Source organism: Streptomyces sp. NPDC014991 (genome assembly GCF_043080665.1).
Lineage (GTDB): Bacteria > Actinomycetota > Actinomycetes > Streptomycetales > Streptomycetaceae > Streptomyces.
Genome location: NZ_JBIBVY010000025.1, coordinates 50,651 through 67,477 on the forward strand (window position 1 = coordinate 50,651; position 16,827 = coordinate 67,477).

At 75.0% G+C, this 16,827-nt stretch carries 5 protein-coding genes; 2 read left to right on the plus strand and 3 right to left on the minus strand.

The window, feature by feature from the left end; translation table 11 throughout:
* The first annotated feature begins 194 nt into the window (after nt 1–194).
* Nucleotides 195–8,921 carry an amino acid adenylation domain-containing protein gene (locus ACF1BE_RS30040; protein ID WP_392202145.1) on the plus strand — a complete coding sequence of 2,909 codons (8,727 nt, stop codon included), beginning with the start codon at nt 195–197 and terminating at the stop codon, nt 8,919–8,921.
* Nucleotides 8,914–12,723, plus strand: coding sequence for a type I polyketide synthase (locus ACF1BE_RS30045; protein WP_392202146.1), 3,810 nt, complete (start codon nt 8,914–8,916; stop codon nt 12,721–12,723). The genes ACF1BE_RS30040 and ACF1BE_RS30045 overlap by 8 nt, the downstream gene beginning before the upstream one ends.
* A 1,192-nt stretch (nt 12,724–13,915) precedes the next feature.
* On the opposite strand, the gene ACF1BE_RS30050 is transcribed toward ACF1BE_RS30045, so the two are convergent.
* The 3 genes from ACF1BE_RS30050 to ACF1BE_RS30060 all read right to left on the minus strand — a co-directional run bounded on the left by ACF1BE_RS30050 (nt 13,916) and on the right by ACF1BE_RS30060 (nt 16,582).
* Nucleotides 13,916–14,662, minus strand: coding sequence for a 4'-phosphopantetheinyl transferase superfamily protein (locus ACF1BE_RS30050; protein ID WP_392202147.1), 747 nt, complete (start codon nt 14,660–14,662; stop codon nt 13,916–13,918).
* Between the two features lie 187 nt (nt 14,663–14,849).
* The gene (locus ACF1BE_RS30055; RefSeq protein WP_392202148.1) at nt 14,850–16,334 is read right to left on the minus strand and encodes a class I adenylate-forming enzyme family protein; all 1,485 of its coding nucleotides are present in this window, start codon (nt 16,332–16,334) and stop codon (nt 14,850–14,852) included.
* Nucleotides 16,334–16,582: an acyl carrier protein gene (locus ACF1BE_RS30060; RefSeq protein WP_392202149.1), complete on the minus strand. Its 249-nt coding sequence runs from the start codon at nt 16,580–16,582 to the stop codon at nt 16,334–16,336. The genes ACF1BE_RS30055 and ACF1BE_RS30060 overlap by 1 nt, the downstream gene beginning before the upstream one ends.
* Nucleotides 16,583–16,827: the final 245 nt, after the last annotated feature.

The window sequence follows — 16,827 nt, forward strand, 5'->3', positions numbered from 1 at the left end:
TCCGTAGAACGGGGGCCGGGGTGACACATGCACCCCGCTCCCGACGTGCGACCTCCCCCATTTTTTTCCGCTCCGCCGGCCGGCCCGGCGCGTAGACACACGCGCGGACGGCACGGAGCGGTGGCCGCACCCGTCCGATCCGGTCGTGCCATCGCCGGCCGGGACATTACGGCTTGCCACGTGAGGGTTGTGCTATGTCACTCCAGCAGGACGAGCGGCGTCCGCTGTCCGGGGCCCAGGAGGGTCTCTGGTACGCCGGACGGCTCGCGTCGGACAGCGCCGCGTACAACACCGGTGAAGCGGTGGAGATCCACGGGCCGCTCGACACCGCATTGTTCGAGACCGCGCTGCGCCGCACGGTCGCCGAGGCGGACACCTTCGCCCTGCGTTTCTCCGACACCGAGGACGGCCCCCGCTGCCATCGCGCGACGGACCCGGACGACTGGCCCCTGCACCACGTCGACGTCAGCGACGCCGACGCCCCCCACACGGCCGCCTGGAACTGGATCCGCGCGGACCTCGCGGCCCCGGTCGACCTGGAGAAGGGCCCGCTGTTCTCCCACGCCCTGCTGACGCTGGCGCCCGACCGGTTCATCTGGCTGCTGAGAGCGCATCACATCCTGCTCGACGGCTACAGCTACAAGCTCCTGGGACGACGCCTGGCCGAGACCTACAACGCGCTCGCCGCGGGGCGCGAGCCGGACCCCGCCGGCTTCGCACCGGTGAGCCGGCTGCAGGAGGAGGAGGCCGCGTACCTCGCCGGCGAACGCCACAGCCGTGACCGCGCCCACTGGGCCGACCGGCTGGCCGCACTGCCCGAACCCGCGCGGCTCACCTCCCGCACGGCCGGCCCCACCACTCCGTTCCTGCGCAGCACCGCCGAGCTGACGCCGTCCGAGGTGGAAGCCCTCGACCAGGCGGCCTCCCGCCTGGGCGTCACCCGCACCGACCTGCTGGCCACGGCCACCGCCGTGTACCTGCACCGCATGACCGGCAGCCAGGACCTGGTGCTGGGCCTGGCCACGATGAGCCGTCTGGGCAGTGCCGCGCTGCGCACCCCGGGCACCGCCTCCGACATCCTGCCCCTGCGGGTGGCCACCGCGCCCCGGACACCGCTCGCCCGGCTCGCCCAGGACGTCGCCGGGGAACTGCGCGCCCTGCGCCGCCACCAGGCCTACCGGGGTGAGTACCTGCGCCGCGACCTGGGACTGCTGGGCACCGGCCGCCGGCTGTACGGACCCGTGCTGAACATCGTCCCCTTCGACGAGTCACCCGTCTTCGGCGGCCACCCCACCACCTGGCACCACCTCTCCGGCGGAGCCGTGGAGGACCTGCAGATATCGGTGCGGCCCGGCGCCGACGCCGGCGGACTGTGGCTGGCCTTCGACGCCAACCCCGCACTGTACGAGGAGGACGAACTCGCCCTGCACCGCGAACGGTTCGTCACCGTCCTGCGCCGGCTGACCGAGGCCGCGCCGACGACCGCGCTGGTGGAGCTGGACGTCCTGCTGCCGGGTGAGCACCCCCGCGACACACCGGCCCACACGTATCCGGTGGAGCACACCCTCACGGAGCTGTTCGAAGGGCAGGCAGCCACCGTCCCCGACCGGACCGCCGTGACCTGCGGCGAGGTCCACCTCACCTACGCCGGGCTCAACGCCGAGGCCAACCGTCTGGCCCGGCTGCTGACCGAGCGCGGCGCGGGCCCGGGCAAGGTGGTGGCCCTGGCCCTGGAACGCGGAGTGCGGCTGCTGCCTGCCCTGCTCGCCGTCCTCAAGACCGGTGCGGCCTACCTTCCCCTGGACCCCGGCCACCCTGCCGAGCGGCTGCGGCTGGTCGTCGAGGACGCGGCCCCGGTCGCCCTGGTCACCGAGCGTGCCCACGCCCACCTCGCCGGCGAGTCGCTCCCGGCCGTCCTCCTGGACGACCCGCGGATCACGGCGGACCTCGCCCGCCGCCCCGCCGAGGATCTGACCGACGCCGACCGGCACGCGCCGACGAGCCCCGCCGACACCGCGTACATCATCCACACCTCCGGCTCCACCGGCCGCCCCAAGGGTGTGCCGGTGCCGCACGCCAACGTCGTGCGCCTGTTCGCCGCAGCCGCGCAGCACTTCGACTTCGGCCCGGACGACGTGTGGACGCTGTTCCACTCCTACGCCTTCGACTTCTCCGTCTGGGAGATGTGGGGTGCCCTGCTGCACGGCGGCCGGGTCGTCGTCGTTCCCCACGCCGTCAGCCGCTCGCCCCGGGACCTCCTGGAACTGCTGCACCGTGAGAGCGTGACCGTCCTGAACCAGACGCCGTCCGCGTTCGAGCAGCTGATGGACGCCGACCTCGAACGCGACGGTGGCAGCGGGGCACTGCGCTACGTCGTCTTCGGCGGGGAGGCCCTCCGCCCGGCCCGACTGCGCCCCTGGGCCGACCGCCACGGCCTCGACCGCCCGGCGCTGGTGAACATGTACGGCATCACCGAGACCACCGTGCACGTCACCCACCACCGCCTCACCCGGGCCGACCTGGACGACCCGCGCCGCGGCAGTGTCATCGGCCGGCCCCTGTCCGACCTGCGCGTCCACCTCCTCGACGCCGAGGGGCGCCCGGTGCCGCCCGGAGCGAGCGGCGAGATGTACGTCTCCGGAGCCGGCGTGGCCGCCGGCTACCTGGACCGGCCCGAACTGACCGCCCGGCGTTTCCTCGACGACCCCTTCGGCCCGCCCGGCACCCGCATGTACCGCTCCGGCGACCTGGCACGGCTCCGCCCGGACGGAACCCTCGACTACCTCGGCCGCGCCGACGCCCAGGTGCAGATCCGCGGCTTCCGTGTCGAGCCGGGCGAGATCGAGGCCGTCCTCGCCGCCCACCCCCGCGTGGCCCGGGCCGCCGTCGTCGCCCGCCGGGCCGACAACGGCGCCCGGCAGCTCGTCGCCTACGTCCTCACCGCCGGCGAGGCGCCCGCCGACCCCGCCGAGCTGCGCACCCACGCCGCCGCCCACCTGCCCGAGCACATGGTCCCGGCCGCCTGCGTCGCCGTCGACGCCCTGCCGCTGACCGCCAACGGCAAGCTCGACGTACGGGCCCTGCCCGCACCGGACTTCACCGCCGCGGCGTCGGGCACGCGTCCCGAGACCCCGCACCAGGCCCTGGTGTGCACGCTGTTCGAGGACGTGCTGAAGCTGCCCCGCGGCACCGTGGGCATCGACGTGAACTTCTTCGACCTCGGCGGCGACTCCCTGCTCGCCACCCGCCTGCTGGCCCGGCTGCGGCACGACATCGGCGCGGAGATCCCCATCACCGCCCTGTTCGAGGCACCGACTCCCGCCGCCGTCGCCGCCCGGCTGACCGACCACTGCGTCGACGCCCTGCCGCGGCCCGTCCTGGGCGCCGCCGTCCGCCCCGACCGCGTGCCGCTGTCCTTCGCGCAGGAGCGCATGTGGTTCCTCGATCGCCTCGACGACCGGGCCGCCACGTACAACATCCCGCTCGTGGTGAGGCCGCCCGCCGACCTCGACGTCGACGCCCTGGAAGCCGCCCTCGGCGACCTGGCCGACCGCCACGAGAGCCTGCGGACGGTGTTCGCCGCGCACGACGGCGCACCCCACCAGCGCATCCTGCCGCCCGGCGCGCTGCGCCCGCCTCTGCGCCGCATCGACTGCCCCGCCGCGGAGAGCGCCGCCCACGCCCGCGCGGCCGTGCGCCACCACTTCGACCTGAGCGAGGAAGGGCCTCTGGCCGCCTGGCTGTTGGGCCCGGCCGCCGACCGCACGCTGGTGCTCCTGCTGCACCACAGCGCGGCCGACGGCTGGTCCCTGCGGCCCTTCGCCGAGGACCTGAGCGCCGCCTACGCGGCCCGCCGTGCCGGCCGTGCACCCGACTGGACGCCGCTGCCGGTGCAGTACGCCGACTACGCCCTGTGGCAGCGCGCTCTGCTCGCGCCCGCTCCGGACGGCACGGGCCGCTCGGAGCGGCTGACCGCCCACTGGCGCACGGCGCTGGCAGGTCTGCCCGAGGAGTGCACCCTGCCCGGCGACCGGCCGCGTCCCGACGCGCCGCGCGGCACCGGCGCACACGTCGAGACGGTCGTGGACGCCGCCCTCCACCGCGACCTGCTCTCCCTGGCCGACCGTGAGGGCGCGAGCCTGTTCATGGTGCTGCACGCCGCCGTCAGCGCCCTGCTCACCCGCTGCGGCGCGGGCGAGGACATCGTCCTCGGCACCCCGGTCGCGGGCCGCACGGAGCCCGCCCTCGACCACCTGATCGGGCTGCTCACCAATACTCTGGTGCTGCGCGCCGACACCTCCGGCGACCCTGCCTTCCGCGAGCTGCTCGCCCGGTTGCGCACCGCCGACCTGGCCGCCCTGGACCACCAGGACCTGCCCTTCGACCGGCTGGTTGACGAGCTCAACCCGCCCCGGCGCGTCGGCCGGCACCCGCTGTTCCAGGTGATGCTGGCCCTGCAGAACAACGAACCGGCCGTCCTCGAACTCGACGGGTGGCGGGCGCCGTTGCGGCCGACCGCCAACGGCACCGCCAAGTTCGACCTCTTCGTGGACGTCCTGGAGCGGTACTCCCGCGAGGGCGCCCCCGACGGCCTCGCCCTGCACGTCGAGTACGCCGGCGACCTGTACGACGCGTCCACCGCCGAGGCGTTCGCCCGTGCCCTGCACGACGTCCTGCGGGCGGTGAGCGCCGATCCCGCTCTCCGCGTCGGGCAGCTGCCCGCGATCCCCGAGCGCGCCTCCGCCCCGTCCACGCCCGCGGTCACGGAGGTGGAGGCGGCGGCGCTGTCCGTGCCCGGCATCCGCGACGCCCGCGCCCTGCCCGGCCCCGACGGCCGAGCGCCGCGGCTGTACGTGGTACCGGGGCGCGCGGACGCGGCGGAACGCGTCGAGGAGGTACTGCGACGCGCGGGCCACGACGGCATCCGTGTCACGGCCGTCAACGCCCTGCCGTTCGGTGCGGACGGCACGCTCGACACCGGTGCCCTCGGGGCCCTGCCCGCCGTCGACCGCGCCGCGGCAGTCGCCTGGGGCGACCGTCTGGCCCGCCTGCCCGGGGTGACCACCGCCGAGGTGACGGTGGAGGACGCCCCCGAGGAACTGGGCCGACGCCACGCCGGCCTGCCCGGCCGCACCGCGACTCCCGCGCCAGCGACCAGCGCCGACGGGGCCCGAGCGTCGTCCTGCGTCCCGGCGCTCAGCGAAGGTCCCGCGCTCACGGAGCCGTCCGTCCCCAGCTGGGCGCAGGCCCTGCGACGCGCCGCCGAGCGGGCGCAGGGCGACATCGTCCACGTCCACGCCGACGGCAGCGAGCACCGGCGCAGCTACGCCTCCCTCGTTCCCGAGGCCTCCCGGGTCCTGGCCGGGCTGCGCAGGGCCGGACTGCGCCCCGGTGACCAGGTCATCCTCCAGTGCGACGCCACCGAGGACTTCCTGGCCGTGCTGTGGGGCTGCATCCTGGGCGGCTTCGTCGCCGTCCCGCTGACCGTCCCCGCCTCCTACGGCACGCCCTCGGCGGCGCAGACCAAGCTGGAGGGCATCTGGCGCATGCTCGGCCGGCCCTGGATCGTGTGCTCCGCCGACCGTGAGGCCGGCCTGCGTGAGCTGGCCGCCCGCCAGAACTGGCCCGCGCTGCGGCTGGCCACGGCCGATGAGCTGCGTGAGGCCCCCGAGGACCGCGACTGGCACGAGGCCCGGCCCGACGACCTCGTCCTGATGCTGATGACGTCCGGCAGCACCGGCCTGCCCAAGGCGGTGCGGCTCACCCACCGCAACGTGCTGACCCGCTCGGCCGCCACCGAGCAGCTGAACACGCTCGGCGCCGCGGACGTCTCCTTGAACTGGATCCCGCTCGACCACGTCACCGGCGTGGTGATGTTCCATCTGCGGGACGTCTACCTGGGCTGCCGCCAGATCCACGCGCCCACCTCCTGGATCCTGCAGGATCCGCTGCGCTGGATGGACCTCGCCGACCGCCACCGGGTCACCGTCACCTGGGCGCCCAACTTCGCCTTCGGGCTGCTCGCCGAACAGTCCGACCGCTTCGCCGGCCGCACCTGGGACCTGTCGCCGATGCGGCTGGTGATGAACGCCGGCGAGGTCGTCGTGGCCGCCGCGGCCCGCCGCTTCCTGCACACGCTCGAGCCCTTCGGCCTGCCGCAGGACGTGATGCACCCCGGCTGGGGCATGTCCGAGACCTGTTCGGTGGTCACCGACGCCGTGCTGCCCGGGGAACCCGACGGCAGCGAGGGGACCTTCGTCAGCTGCGGCCGCCCCTACCCCGGCTTCGCCATGCGCGTCGTCGACGACGCCGGCACAGTGCTCGCCGAGGGCGACGCCGGCCGCCTGCAGGTCCGCGGCACCTCCGTGACCGGCGGTTACCACGACAACCCGGGTGCCAACGCCGAGGCGTTCACCGAGGACGGCTGGTTCGACACCGGCGACCTGGCGTTCCTGCGCGAGGGCGAGCTGTACATCACCGGCCGCGCCAAGGACGTGATCATCGTCAACGGCGTCAACCACTACAGCCACGAGATCGAGGCCTGCGTCGAGGAACTGCCGCACGTGGAGCGCAGTTTCACCGCCGCGGTCGCGGTGCGCTCCGACCCCTCGGCGTCCACCGACGAACTGGCCCTGTTCTTCCACCTCTCCCCCGCCGCCGCGGGGGACACGGCCGCCGCCCTGCGGGAGATCGCCGGCAAGGTGACGCGGGAGACGGGCGTCAGCCCCGCCTTTCTCATTCCCGTCCCCCAGGACGCGATCCCCAAGACGGAGATCGGCAAGATCCAGCGCACCAGGCTGCGCAAGAGCTTCGAGGCAGGAGCCTTCGACGAGGAGGTGCGGGCCGCCCAGTTGCTGCTGGGCACCGCCGCCACCGTGCCCGACTGGTTCCTGCGCCCGGTGTGGCAGCGCGCGCAGCACTCCGCGGCGCCCCGCGAGACGGCACCCGGCCGGCACACCCTCGTGGTCACGGGCGGCGACCCGGACACCCAGCGGCTCGCCGGGCGGGTCGCCGACGCGCTGCGCTCCGCCGGCGAGCGGTGCACCGTGGCCACCGACGCGGCCTCGTACGCCCGGCTCGACGCCGCCCGGTACCGGCTGCGGACCGCCGAGGAGAGGGAACTGGTCGCCCTGCTGGAGCAGTTGGAGAGCGACCAGCGACCGGTCGACGCTGTCCTGCACCTCGGCGGCCTGGCTCCGGAGGACGACACGCGCACGACAGTGCACGGGGAGACGGGCGTACTGTCCCTGCTGGCCCTCGCCCGTGCCCTCGCCGCCCGGCCCGGCCGGCAGCACACCGTGGACCTGGTGTACGTGACGGCGGGCGCCCAGGGCGTGCGCGCCGAGGACCGGCCCCGCCCGGGGCACGCCATGGCGGGCGCCCTGCTCAAGTCGCTCGGCGAGGAGCTCGGCCGGCTGCGCGGCACACACCTCGACCTCCCGCCGGACGACCGCGAGGACCGGCTGCCGCTGCTGCTGGCCGAGGCGGGGGCCGCCACCGACGGCGCCGAGGTCGCCTACCGCGGCGGGCACCGCTACGTACGCCGCCTCACCCCGCTGCCCGACACCCCCGCGCGCACCCGGCAGCACCCCGACGACGGCTTCACGCTGCTCACCGGTGGGCTGGGCGGCGTCGGCAGCGAGGTCGCGGCCCATCTGCTGCGCACGCCCGGCACCCGTCTGCTGATCCTGGGCCGCACCCCGCACACCGCGCTGGGCACCCGGGCGACCGGGCCGTCCCGCGGGGAGGTGCTGCGACGGCTGAGCGAGCTGGGCGAAGTCCGCTACGCGTGCGCCGACGTCACCGACGAACGTCAGGTGCGCGCCGCGGTGGACGCGGCCGCCCAGGCGTGGGAGGCACCCCTGACCTCGGTACTCCACCTGGCCGGGGCGCTCGTCGAACGCCCGGTGGGCGAGCTGGACACCGACACCTGGCAGCAGGCGGTGGCGGCGAAGGTGCACGGCGCGTGGACGCTGCACCGGCTGACCGCCGACCACCCGGTCGCCTCCTTCGTCACCTTCTCCTCGGTGAACGGCTACTTCGGCGGTGCCATGAACGCCGCCTACGCGGCCGCCAACGCCTACCTCGACGCCCTCGCCCTGCACCGCCGCCACCTCGGTCTGCCCGCGCAGTCCCTGGCCTGGAGCATGTGGCGTGAGCAGGGCGTGAGCCGCGGCTACCGGCTCACCGCGCTCACCGAGGCCCGCGGCTACCGGCTGCTGGACGCCCCCGCCGCGCTGCGCTCCCTCGACCTCGCCCGCACGCTGGACGAACCGCACCTGCTCATCGGTGCCGACCGCACCGCCCCCTGGGTGCGCAGTCACGTGGTGGCCCCCGTCCGCCAGGTACGCCGCCCGGCAGCGCGCGTCGGCCTGGCGGACGGCACCGACCTCGGCGCCCTGTACCGCGAGGCCACCGACGCCGCCCACGCGGCGGGCCTGGGCGACGACTGGGTGCTGCGTTCGGCCGGCGCCACCGAGCGCCGGGACGCGAGCGGCCCGGACGAGGACATGCGGCGGTTGGAGAGCAGGCTCGCCGAGGTGTGGTGCGGTGTGCTGGGCCGCGACCGGGTGGGACGGGAGGAGAACTTCTTCGACCTGGGCGGCAACTCGCTGCTGCTCGTCACCGCCCAGAGCGCCGTCAACAGGGCCTTCGACGCGGACCTGTCGGTCGTGGAACTGTTCGCCCACCCGACCGTGCGTGACCTGGCCCGCCACCTGGCGGCCCGCACCGGCCCGGCCGCCGCGAAGTCGTCACCGGCTCCGGCAGCCGGCGCCGGTCAGGCAGCCGGCGCCGCCGGACGACGGCCCGCCGAGCCGGCGCCCGGCGGCCTGGAGCGCGCGAAGGAACAAGCACAACGGCAGCGTGCGGCCCGTGCCCGCCGCACCGCACGGCACGGAAAGGACCGCGGCCATGCATGATCTCCCCGCAGCGCACGACGAAGACGCCCCCGCCGTCGCCGTGATCGGTATGGCGGGCCGCTTCCCCGGCGCCGACGACCTGGACGCCTTCTGGGACAACCTGGCGGCCGGCCGGGAGTCCGTACGCCCCGTCAGCGACGAGGAGTTCCTCGCCGCGGGCGGCGACCCGCGCGACCTCGGCGACCCCTCGCTGGTGCGCATGGCGTCCGTCGTGGAGGGCATGGACCGCTTCGACTCCGGCTTCTTCGGCTACAGCCCCGCCGAGGCGGCGGTCGTCGACCCGCAGCAGCGGTTGCTGCTGGAGACGGCCTACCACGCCCTGGAGGACGCCGGCTGCCTGGGGGAAGGCCGTACGACCGGGACGTTCGGCGTGTACGCGGGCAGCGGCGACAGCCGCTACTACCCCGCCCACGTCCACCCGCGCTTCGCCGGGCAGCCCGGCTCGGTCGCCCTCATGCACGCGGCCACCGCCAACTCCCTGGGCACGCTCGCCACGCGCGTCTCCTACGAACTGGGCCTGACCGGCCCCAGCATGTCGCTGCAGACGGCCTGTTCCACCGCACTGGTCGCCGTGCACACGGCCTGCCAGGACCTGCTGGACCACCGCTGCGACACCGCCCTGGCGGCCGCGGTGTCCCTCAACCCCTCCGCCGTCCTGGGCTACCGGCACGTGCCCGACGGGCCCTTCTCCCCCGACGGCCACTGCCGTGCCTTCGCCGCCGACGCCGCCGGCACCTCCTCCGGCGACGGCGTGGGCGCCGTCGTCCTCAAGCGTCTGGAGGACGCCCTCGCCGACGGCGACCGCATCCGCGCCGTCATCCGCGGCAGCGCCGTCAACAACGACGGGCACCGGAAAGTCGGCTTCAGCGCGCCCAGCGCCGCCGGACAGACCGAGGTCATCCTCGCCGCCCAGGCCCAGGCCATGGTCGACGCGCACACCATCGGCCTGGTCGAGGCGCACGGCACCGCCACCAAGCTCGGCGATCCGATCGAGGTCGCAGCGCTCACCGAGGCCTTCCGGCACAGCACCGGCCGGCGGGGCTTCTGCGCCCTGGGTTCGGTCAAGACCAACATCGGCCACCTGGGCGCGGCCGCCGGCATCGCCGGGCTCATCAAGGCCGTACTGGCCCTGGAGCACCGGCAGATCCCCCCGAGCCTGCACTTCGACCGGCCCAACCCGCACATCGACTTCGCCGCCGGTCCCTTCCGGGTGCCCACCACCCTGGAGGACTGGCCCGAGCATGACCACCCGCGCCGGGCCGCCGTCTCCGCCTTCGGCATCGGCGGCACCAACGCCCACGTCATCCTGGAGGAGGCCCCGCCCGTCCCCCCCGCCGCGCCCCGCCCGCCCGAGGACGGCCGCCGTCTGGTGCTGCCGGTCTCGGCACGCACCGCCGGCGCGCTGCGCGGCCAGGCCGACGCCCTCGCCCGGCACCTCGAGCGCCGTCCCGACCTGCGCCTGGACGACATCGCGCACTCCCTGCGCGCCGACCGGCCCGCGTCGCGCCACCGCCTCACCGTCACGGCGTCCTCCCGCGAGGAAGCCGTGGACGCCCTGCGCGCCGCCGCACCCGACACCCCGCCGGTGGGTGACGACCCGGCCCGGGTGGCGTTCCTGCTGCCGGGCGGCGGCACCCAGTACCCCGGCATGGGGGCGGAGCTGTACCAGGAGCACGCCGTCTACCGCGACACCGTCGACGAGTGCGCGCGCATCCTGCGGCCCGCCCTCGGCGGAGACCTGCGCAGCACGCTGGTCGGGCGCCGGACGGCCGACGACACCGACGCCCTCCTCGGCCTGGTGGTGACCGAGTACGCGCTGGCCCGCACACTGATGGAGGCGGGCGTGCGCCCGGACGCCCTCATCGGCCACTCGCTGGGCGAGTACACGGCGGCCTGCCTGGCCGGGGTGATCGACCTGGAGGAGATGCTGCCGCTGGTCACCGAGCGGGTCCGGCTGATCAGCTCTGCGGGCGGGGCCACCACCGGCGTCGCCGCACCGGTGGAGGAGATCCTGCCGCTGCTCGGCGAGCAGTTGTCCCTGACCGCTGTCAACGGCCCCACCGCGTGCACCGTCGCGGGACACCTCGACGCCGTCGCACGCTTCGAGGCCGACCTCACCCGCCGGGAGATCCCCTTCCGCCGCCTGCGCATTCCCGTCGCGGCCCACTCTCACGTCCTGGATTCCGTCCTTTCTGCCTTCGAGAGCCATCTGCGACAGGTCACACTGCGCCCGCCGCGCATCCCCTACGTCACCAACGTCACCGGCACCTGGGCGACCGACGCCCAGGCCACCTCCGTACAGCACTGGCTCGACCACACCCGGCACACCGTGCGCTTCGCCGACGGCATCGCCGCCCTGTGGGAGCGCCTGCACCCGGTCCTCGTGGAGATCGGCCCCGGGGACACGCTGACCAGGCTGGCCGTCAACCGCCTCGCCGACGAGGCACCGGTGACGGTGACCACCATGCGGCACGCCAAGGCGCAGGCGGCCGACGGCTTCGTCCTGGCCGAGGCCCTGGGCCGGCTGTGGAGCGCGGGCGTGGACACCGCCCTCCCGCCGGTGCCGGGCACCCCCCACCGGGTGCCGCTGCCTCCGTACGCCTTCGAACGCCACCGCCACTGGATCGACGCCCCCGGCGCCCGCACGGCCGGCGCCCCGGCTGGCGCCCCGGCCGCGGCGCCGGCCGACAGCGCCCTCGCCCCGCGCCCCCGGGTGACCACGCGGCACGTGCCGCCGCGCACCACACGCGAAGAGGCGGTCACCCGGCTGTGGGAGGAGACACTCGGCATCGGCGGCATCGGCGTGCACGACAACTTCTTCGACCTGGGCGGCGACTCGATGCGTGCCGTGCTGCTGGCGGGCCGGCTGCGCCAGGCGGGTGTCCTCGACGTTCCCGCGGCGAAGCTGCTGGCCGCTCCCACGGTCGCCGGCCTCCTCGCCGGGGAAGCGGCCGGCAGCGGGCCGGACGCCGCACCCGTCACCGCGCTGGGCCCGCTGCTGCCGTTGCGCGCGGAGGGCACCGCCACCCCGCTGTTCTGCCTCCACCCCGGGGCGGGGGTGTCCTGGCGCTACACGGGCCTGCTGCCCCACCTGGGCGGCGACCAGCCCGTCCACGGCATCCAGGCCCTCGGCCTGGACGGCACCCGGCCGCCCGCGCCCGACGCCGCCTCCATGGTCGGCGCCTACCTCAGCCTGGTGCGCGAGGTGCAGCCGCAGGGCCCCTACCGGCTGCTGGGCTGGTCCTACGGAGGGTTCGTGGCGCACGCCATGGCCTGTGCCCTGCAGGAGGCCGGTGAACGGGTCGAACTCCTCGCCATGCTCGACGCCCCCCAGCCCCACGGCACCGTCCACGACCCCGAGACGGCCGAACGGCAGGTCGCCGCCCTTCTGTCGCGGGTCGCCGGCCTGCCCCAGGCACCCGGGGCCGCGCCGGAGGTGGAGGGGGTCCTGGACCGCATCGACGCCCGCGTGGCCGCCGATCCGGCCAGTTCACCCGTCACCCGCGCGGAGGCCGCCGCCATCGCCACCGTCATGCGCAACAACCTGCGCATCGCCCCGCAGTTCGCCCCCGGCCGCTTCCGCGGCGACGTGCTGTTCTTCAGCGCGGCCCGAGAGCCGGTCACGGAGTTCTCCGGTGACCTCGCCGTGCAGCCGGGCAAGGCCGACAGCTGGCGCCCGTACGTCGACGGCACCCTCCACGACCACCAAGTGCCCTGCGGTCACTACGAGATGACCGAACCCGAGCCGATCGCCCGCATCGGCGAGACGGTCGCCAAGGCCCTGCGCGCCCTGTGCGACTGAGCCCGCGGCCGCCCGCGCTCGTGGCCGGATCCCGGCCACGAGCGCCCGCGCGCACAGCGCCCGCGCGTCGTTCCCGGGCACCCGAGCGCCCCCGACCGCAGGACAGACGCCCCGCTCATCCGCCGTGAGCACCGAGGTGGTGGACGCCCCGCCCCTCGACCGCGGGCGGGGCGCACATCGGCGGCTCGGACCTGTCCGGGATCGTGCGGGGGGTTGGTCAGGACGTGCACGGGATCGGCCCCGGCGAGGAGGTTCTCGTCCTGGCCGACCGGTGGCACCGAGGACATCCGCCTCGGCACCGACCCGGCCCTCTCCTCCTGCCGGCAGGTGTGGGGACACGCCGAGAACCACGGCCTCTTCGCGCAGTTCGCGGTCGTCGACGACCGCATGCGCACCCCCAGCCGGCCGAGCTGTCCTGGGCGCCAGGAGCACGGTGAGCCCTGTCCCGAGCTCGGCGCGGAGAGTTTCGACGAACGGCGTGAGCCCTACCACCGGGGCCGGCTGCCGGGTAGCTCCGACGAGGCGGCCATGAGCCAGTGGCTGAGCGGCGCCCTAGCCTTCGGCCGGCGGTTGCGGGGTGTGCTCGGCGAGCGCCGCGGCACGCATCGTGCTGGAGCACTCGGGCACCGGCGACCATCCCCGTGCCCCTCCGGCTCTGCGACAACAGCGGCATGGTCGTCGTCCGCGGCGGCACCACCGGCTACGACGGCGACCTGGACCTGCGCTTCCCGGGGTGCGGCACAAGCGGCCGCGGAGCTCGCGCGTCACCGGCGTCCGTGAGGCGTGCGAGGTGACCCGGGTGATCACACAGGGGGTCGTCGACCCGGGCCTGTCACGGACCTCCCTCTCCGGCGAGACCGGCCGGCCCACCAGCTCCTCGGTGACGACCGCCACCCCGCGGGCAACGTGGCGGCTCTGGTCGACGCCCGCCCGGAGTCCGCAGTCGGCCTGCCGTGCAGACACTGCGCGGGCGACCCGCCGTTCCCACGATGGCGACCATGTCCCGCAGCCTTGAGCCCCCTCACCCGTCGTCTCGGCCCCGGTGCCGTCGCCGTCGGACCCGCTCGTCCCGACCGGGGGCGACACCTCGACCATGCTCGGCCCGGGCGACCGGGGCGAGGACATCGCGCTGCCCGCCGCCCGCTTCGACGGGAGCGGGCCGAGCAATGTCGCGCACCGGACGTGGCAGGCCTCAACCAGCCGTGTCGGCCGAGTGGGCGCCGCGCATGCGGTCGGCCGGCGGGGGCACGGGGCCGGCCCAGCCCGTGACGTAACTGAACACGCCCGCGTCGAGGGTCAGTGCGCGCACCCGCACGGCGTACGCCGGATCCGCGCGCAGACCGATGCGGAACCCGTCGCCGCACGGCGCGGCCCACAAGTCCCGCAGCGTCCTCATCGACGCGGCCGTGTCCTGGCCCACCGCGAGGTACAGGGCCTTCCACCCCGCCTCCTTGGCCGAGAACAGGTTCGTCAGCGGCCAGGGTGCGCCCTCCGGTCCCGCAGCGGTGTCCAGCAGCCGTTCCTCGTCCGCGCGCAGCACCAACCGGGCCGCGCCGTACGGCAGCGGCCGTAGCTCCAGATCGCAGCCGACCGGGGCGTCCTCCCCCGGGCCACGGGCCACGGCGACGGCGATCCCGGCGCTGTGCGAGATCGACGCCGTCCGTCCGGGCGCGAACACCGGCAACCGACCTGCGCGGGGGATCTCGCCGCAGTCCGCGCCCACCGCGCGCAGGGCCCGGCGGGCGGCATGCCGCCCTGCCAGGAACTCACGGCGTCGGTTCGCCGCCATGGACGCGGCCGCGGACGCCTCCGCCGGGCCGGCCGGCCCCGACCGCGGCTCCCCGACACGGGCGATCCCCAGGCCCAGCCCGTCGGCGGCCAGCAGGGGACGCAGCCGGGCCAGCGCGCCGACGCACGCGACCGCTCCCGGCACCTCCACGGGTACGACCCCCGCGTCAGCGGCGGAAGGCGCGCCCCGAACACGGTGAGGCGAGTTCGGCTCCACGGCGGTGGCACCGGGAGCGGCGCGGCCGCACGCCCGCTGCCCGCCCAGGTCCGCGCCGCAGCGGCGGGCGGACCCGCCCGGCGCGGTCATGAGGCTGCGCTCCACGCCCCGCGGCCCGCCGTCACGTCCGCAGCAGCTTCTTGACGATCTTTCCGGCGGGGTTGCGCGGCACCTGCTCGATGAACTCCACGCGCCGCGGGCGCTTGTAGGGTGCGAGCAGCCGCGCGAGGTGGCCCAGCAACTCCGCCGCGCTCACGTCCGTGCCCGGCTCCGGGGCGACGTAGGCCAGCGGCACCTCGCCGTAGTCCTCGTCGGGCATGCCGACGACCGCCGCGTCACGGACCGCCGGGTGGGTCATCAGGGCGCGTTCGACCTCCGACGGATAGACGTTCTGGCCCGCGCGGATGATGAGGTCCTTGGTCCGGTCCACCAGGCTGATGCGGCCCTCGCCGTCGACGAACCCCAGGTCACCCGTCTTCGTCCAGCCGTCGAGGGTGATCTCGCGGGTGGCCTGTGGGTCGTTCCAGTAGCCCTGCATGACGCCGGGCCCGCGCACCACGATCTCGCCGATCTGGCCGCTCGGCACCTCCCGTCCGTCCTGGTCGACGGCGCGGGCCGACATGCCCGGCACGACCCGCCCGCACGGAATGCGGGCGGTGACGTCCCCCGGGTCGGGGTGCTCGTCGGGACCGAGGGTGACGAAGGGGCCGCCGACCTCGGTCATGCCGTAGACCTGCCGGAAGCCGCAGCCCAGCCGCTCCACCGCTTCGGCGTACACGTCCAGCGGCATCGGCGCGGCGCCGTAGAGGATCTCCCGCAGCGAGGAGAAGTCGGTGCGCCGCGAGGCCTTGGCCTGCAGCATGAACCGCAGCATCTGCGGAACCATCCACATGTGCGTGGCACGGTGGCGTTCCACCGCGGTCAGTGCCCGCTGCGGGGTGAAGCCGGGCATCAGCACGACGGTGGCGCCGGCCGCCATGTATGTGAGTGAGACGACCATGCTGCCGTGGTACAGCGGGCAGCAGTTGACCATGACGATGTCGTCGTCGGGCCGGGCCATGACCAGCCAGCCCAGGGCGATCGCCCGGAACGAGCCGCTGTCCACGGTGACGCCCTTGGCCTGTCCGGTGGTCGCCGAGGTGTGCAGCACGGCGATCGGGTCGGTGTCGGCCACCCGGGGCAGCTCCCGCTCGCCCGCCAGGGTGCCCAGCGCCGCGAAGGCGGGCTTGTCCAGCGCCATCCGGACGCGCACCGACTCCGGCAGCCGGGGATGGCGGTCCAGCAGCTCCGACTCGCCGAGCACCGCCACCGCGCCGACGCGCTCGATGATGCCGACGACTTCGGGCTCGGCCAGGCTGTGGTTCAGCGGCACGAACAGCGCACCCAGGCGGGCGAGCGCGAAGTAGCTCTCCAGGACCTCGACGCGGTCCTTGGACAGGACGGCGACCCGGTCACCGTGCTCGATGCCCAGCTCCGCGAGACCTCGCGCGAGTTCGACCGTGCGATCGTGGAACTCCGCCCAGGTGAGGCTGCGTCGCTCGTCCACGAGCGCGGTCCGGTGGGGGAAGCACTGCCGGTTGCGCTCCAGCAGCTGCGTCAGCCACATCACGCACCGCCGGCGGCGCCGGCGACGGAACGCTCGGCCACGAACCGCTCGTAGTCGGCGATCGTGTGCAGCTTCTCCATGTCCTCGGCCGTGATCTCCACGCCCAGGCGCTGCTCGACGAGCAGCACCAGACGCACCAGGTCCCCGGAGTCGATGCCGCTGGCAGCGAGATCGACGTCGTCGCCGACCGCGTCCGCGTACTCGACGGTGCCGGTGAGTTCGACGAGCAACTCCCTGATGGTGCTCATGGTTTCCCCTTTCGCCGCGGCATGCCGGCCGCCGTGCGGCCTGGACTGTCACCCCCTCAAGAGGTGGCCGTGGTCGCTCGCACTCCCCGGGCAGGCCCGTGAGCTTTGTCACGCGCCCGAGCCGCGGGCGGCAGGGATAGCCGGGCCGCCCGCCCGGCCTCCTTACCGGAACGAAGACACCCGCTCCGCCCGGTCCGTCCGCTGCTGCCGCAGCGGGACACGGGCGGGCCACGAACCAGGGAGTG

Excerpts from the sequence above, each read along its gene's own strand:
- ACF1BE_RS30040 (WP_392202145.1), top strand. The coding sequence starts at position 195 with ATGTCACTCCAGCAGGACGAGCGGCGTCCGCTGTCCGGGGCCCAGGAG.
- ACF1BE_RS30045 (WP_392202146.1), top strand. The coding sequence starts at position 8,914 with ATGCATGATCTCCCCGCAGCGCACGACGAAGACGCCCCCGCCGTCGCC.
- ACF1BE_RS30055 (WP_392202148.1), bottom strand. The coding sequence starts at position 16,334 with ATGTGGCTGACGCAGCTGCTGGAGCGCAACCGGCAGTGCTTCCCCCAC.
- ACF1BE_RS30060 (WP_392202149.1), bottom strand. The coding sequence starts at position 16,582 with ATGAGCACCATCAGGGAGTTGCTCGTCGAACTCACCGGCACCGTCGAG.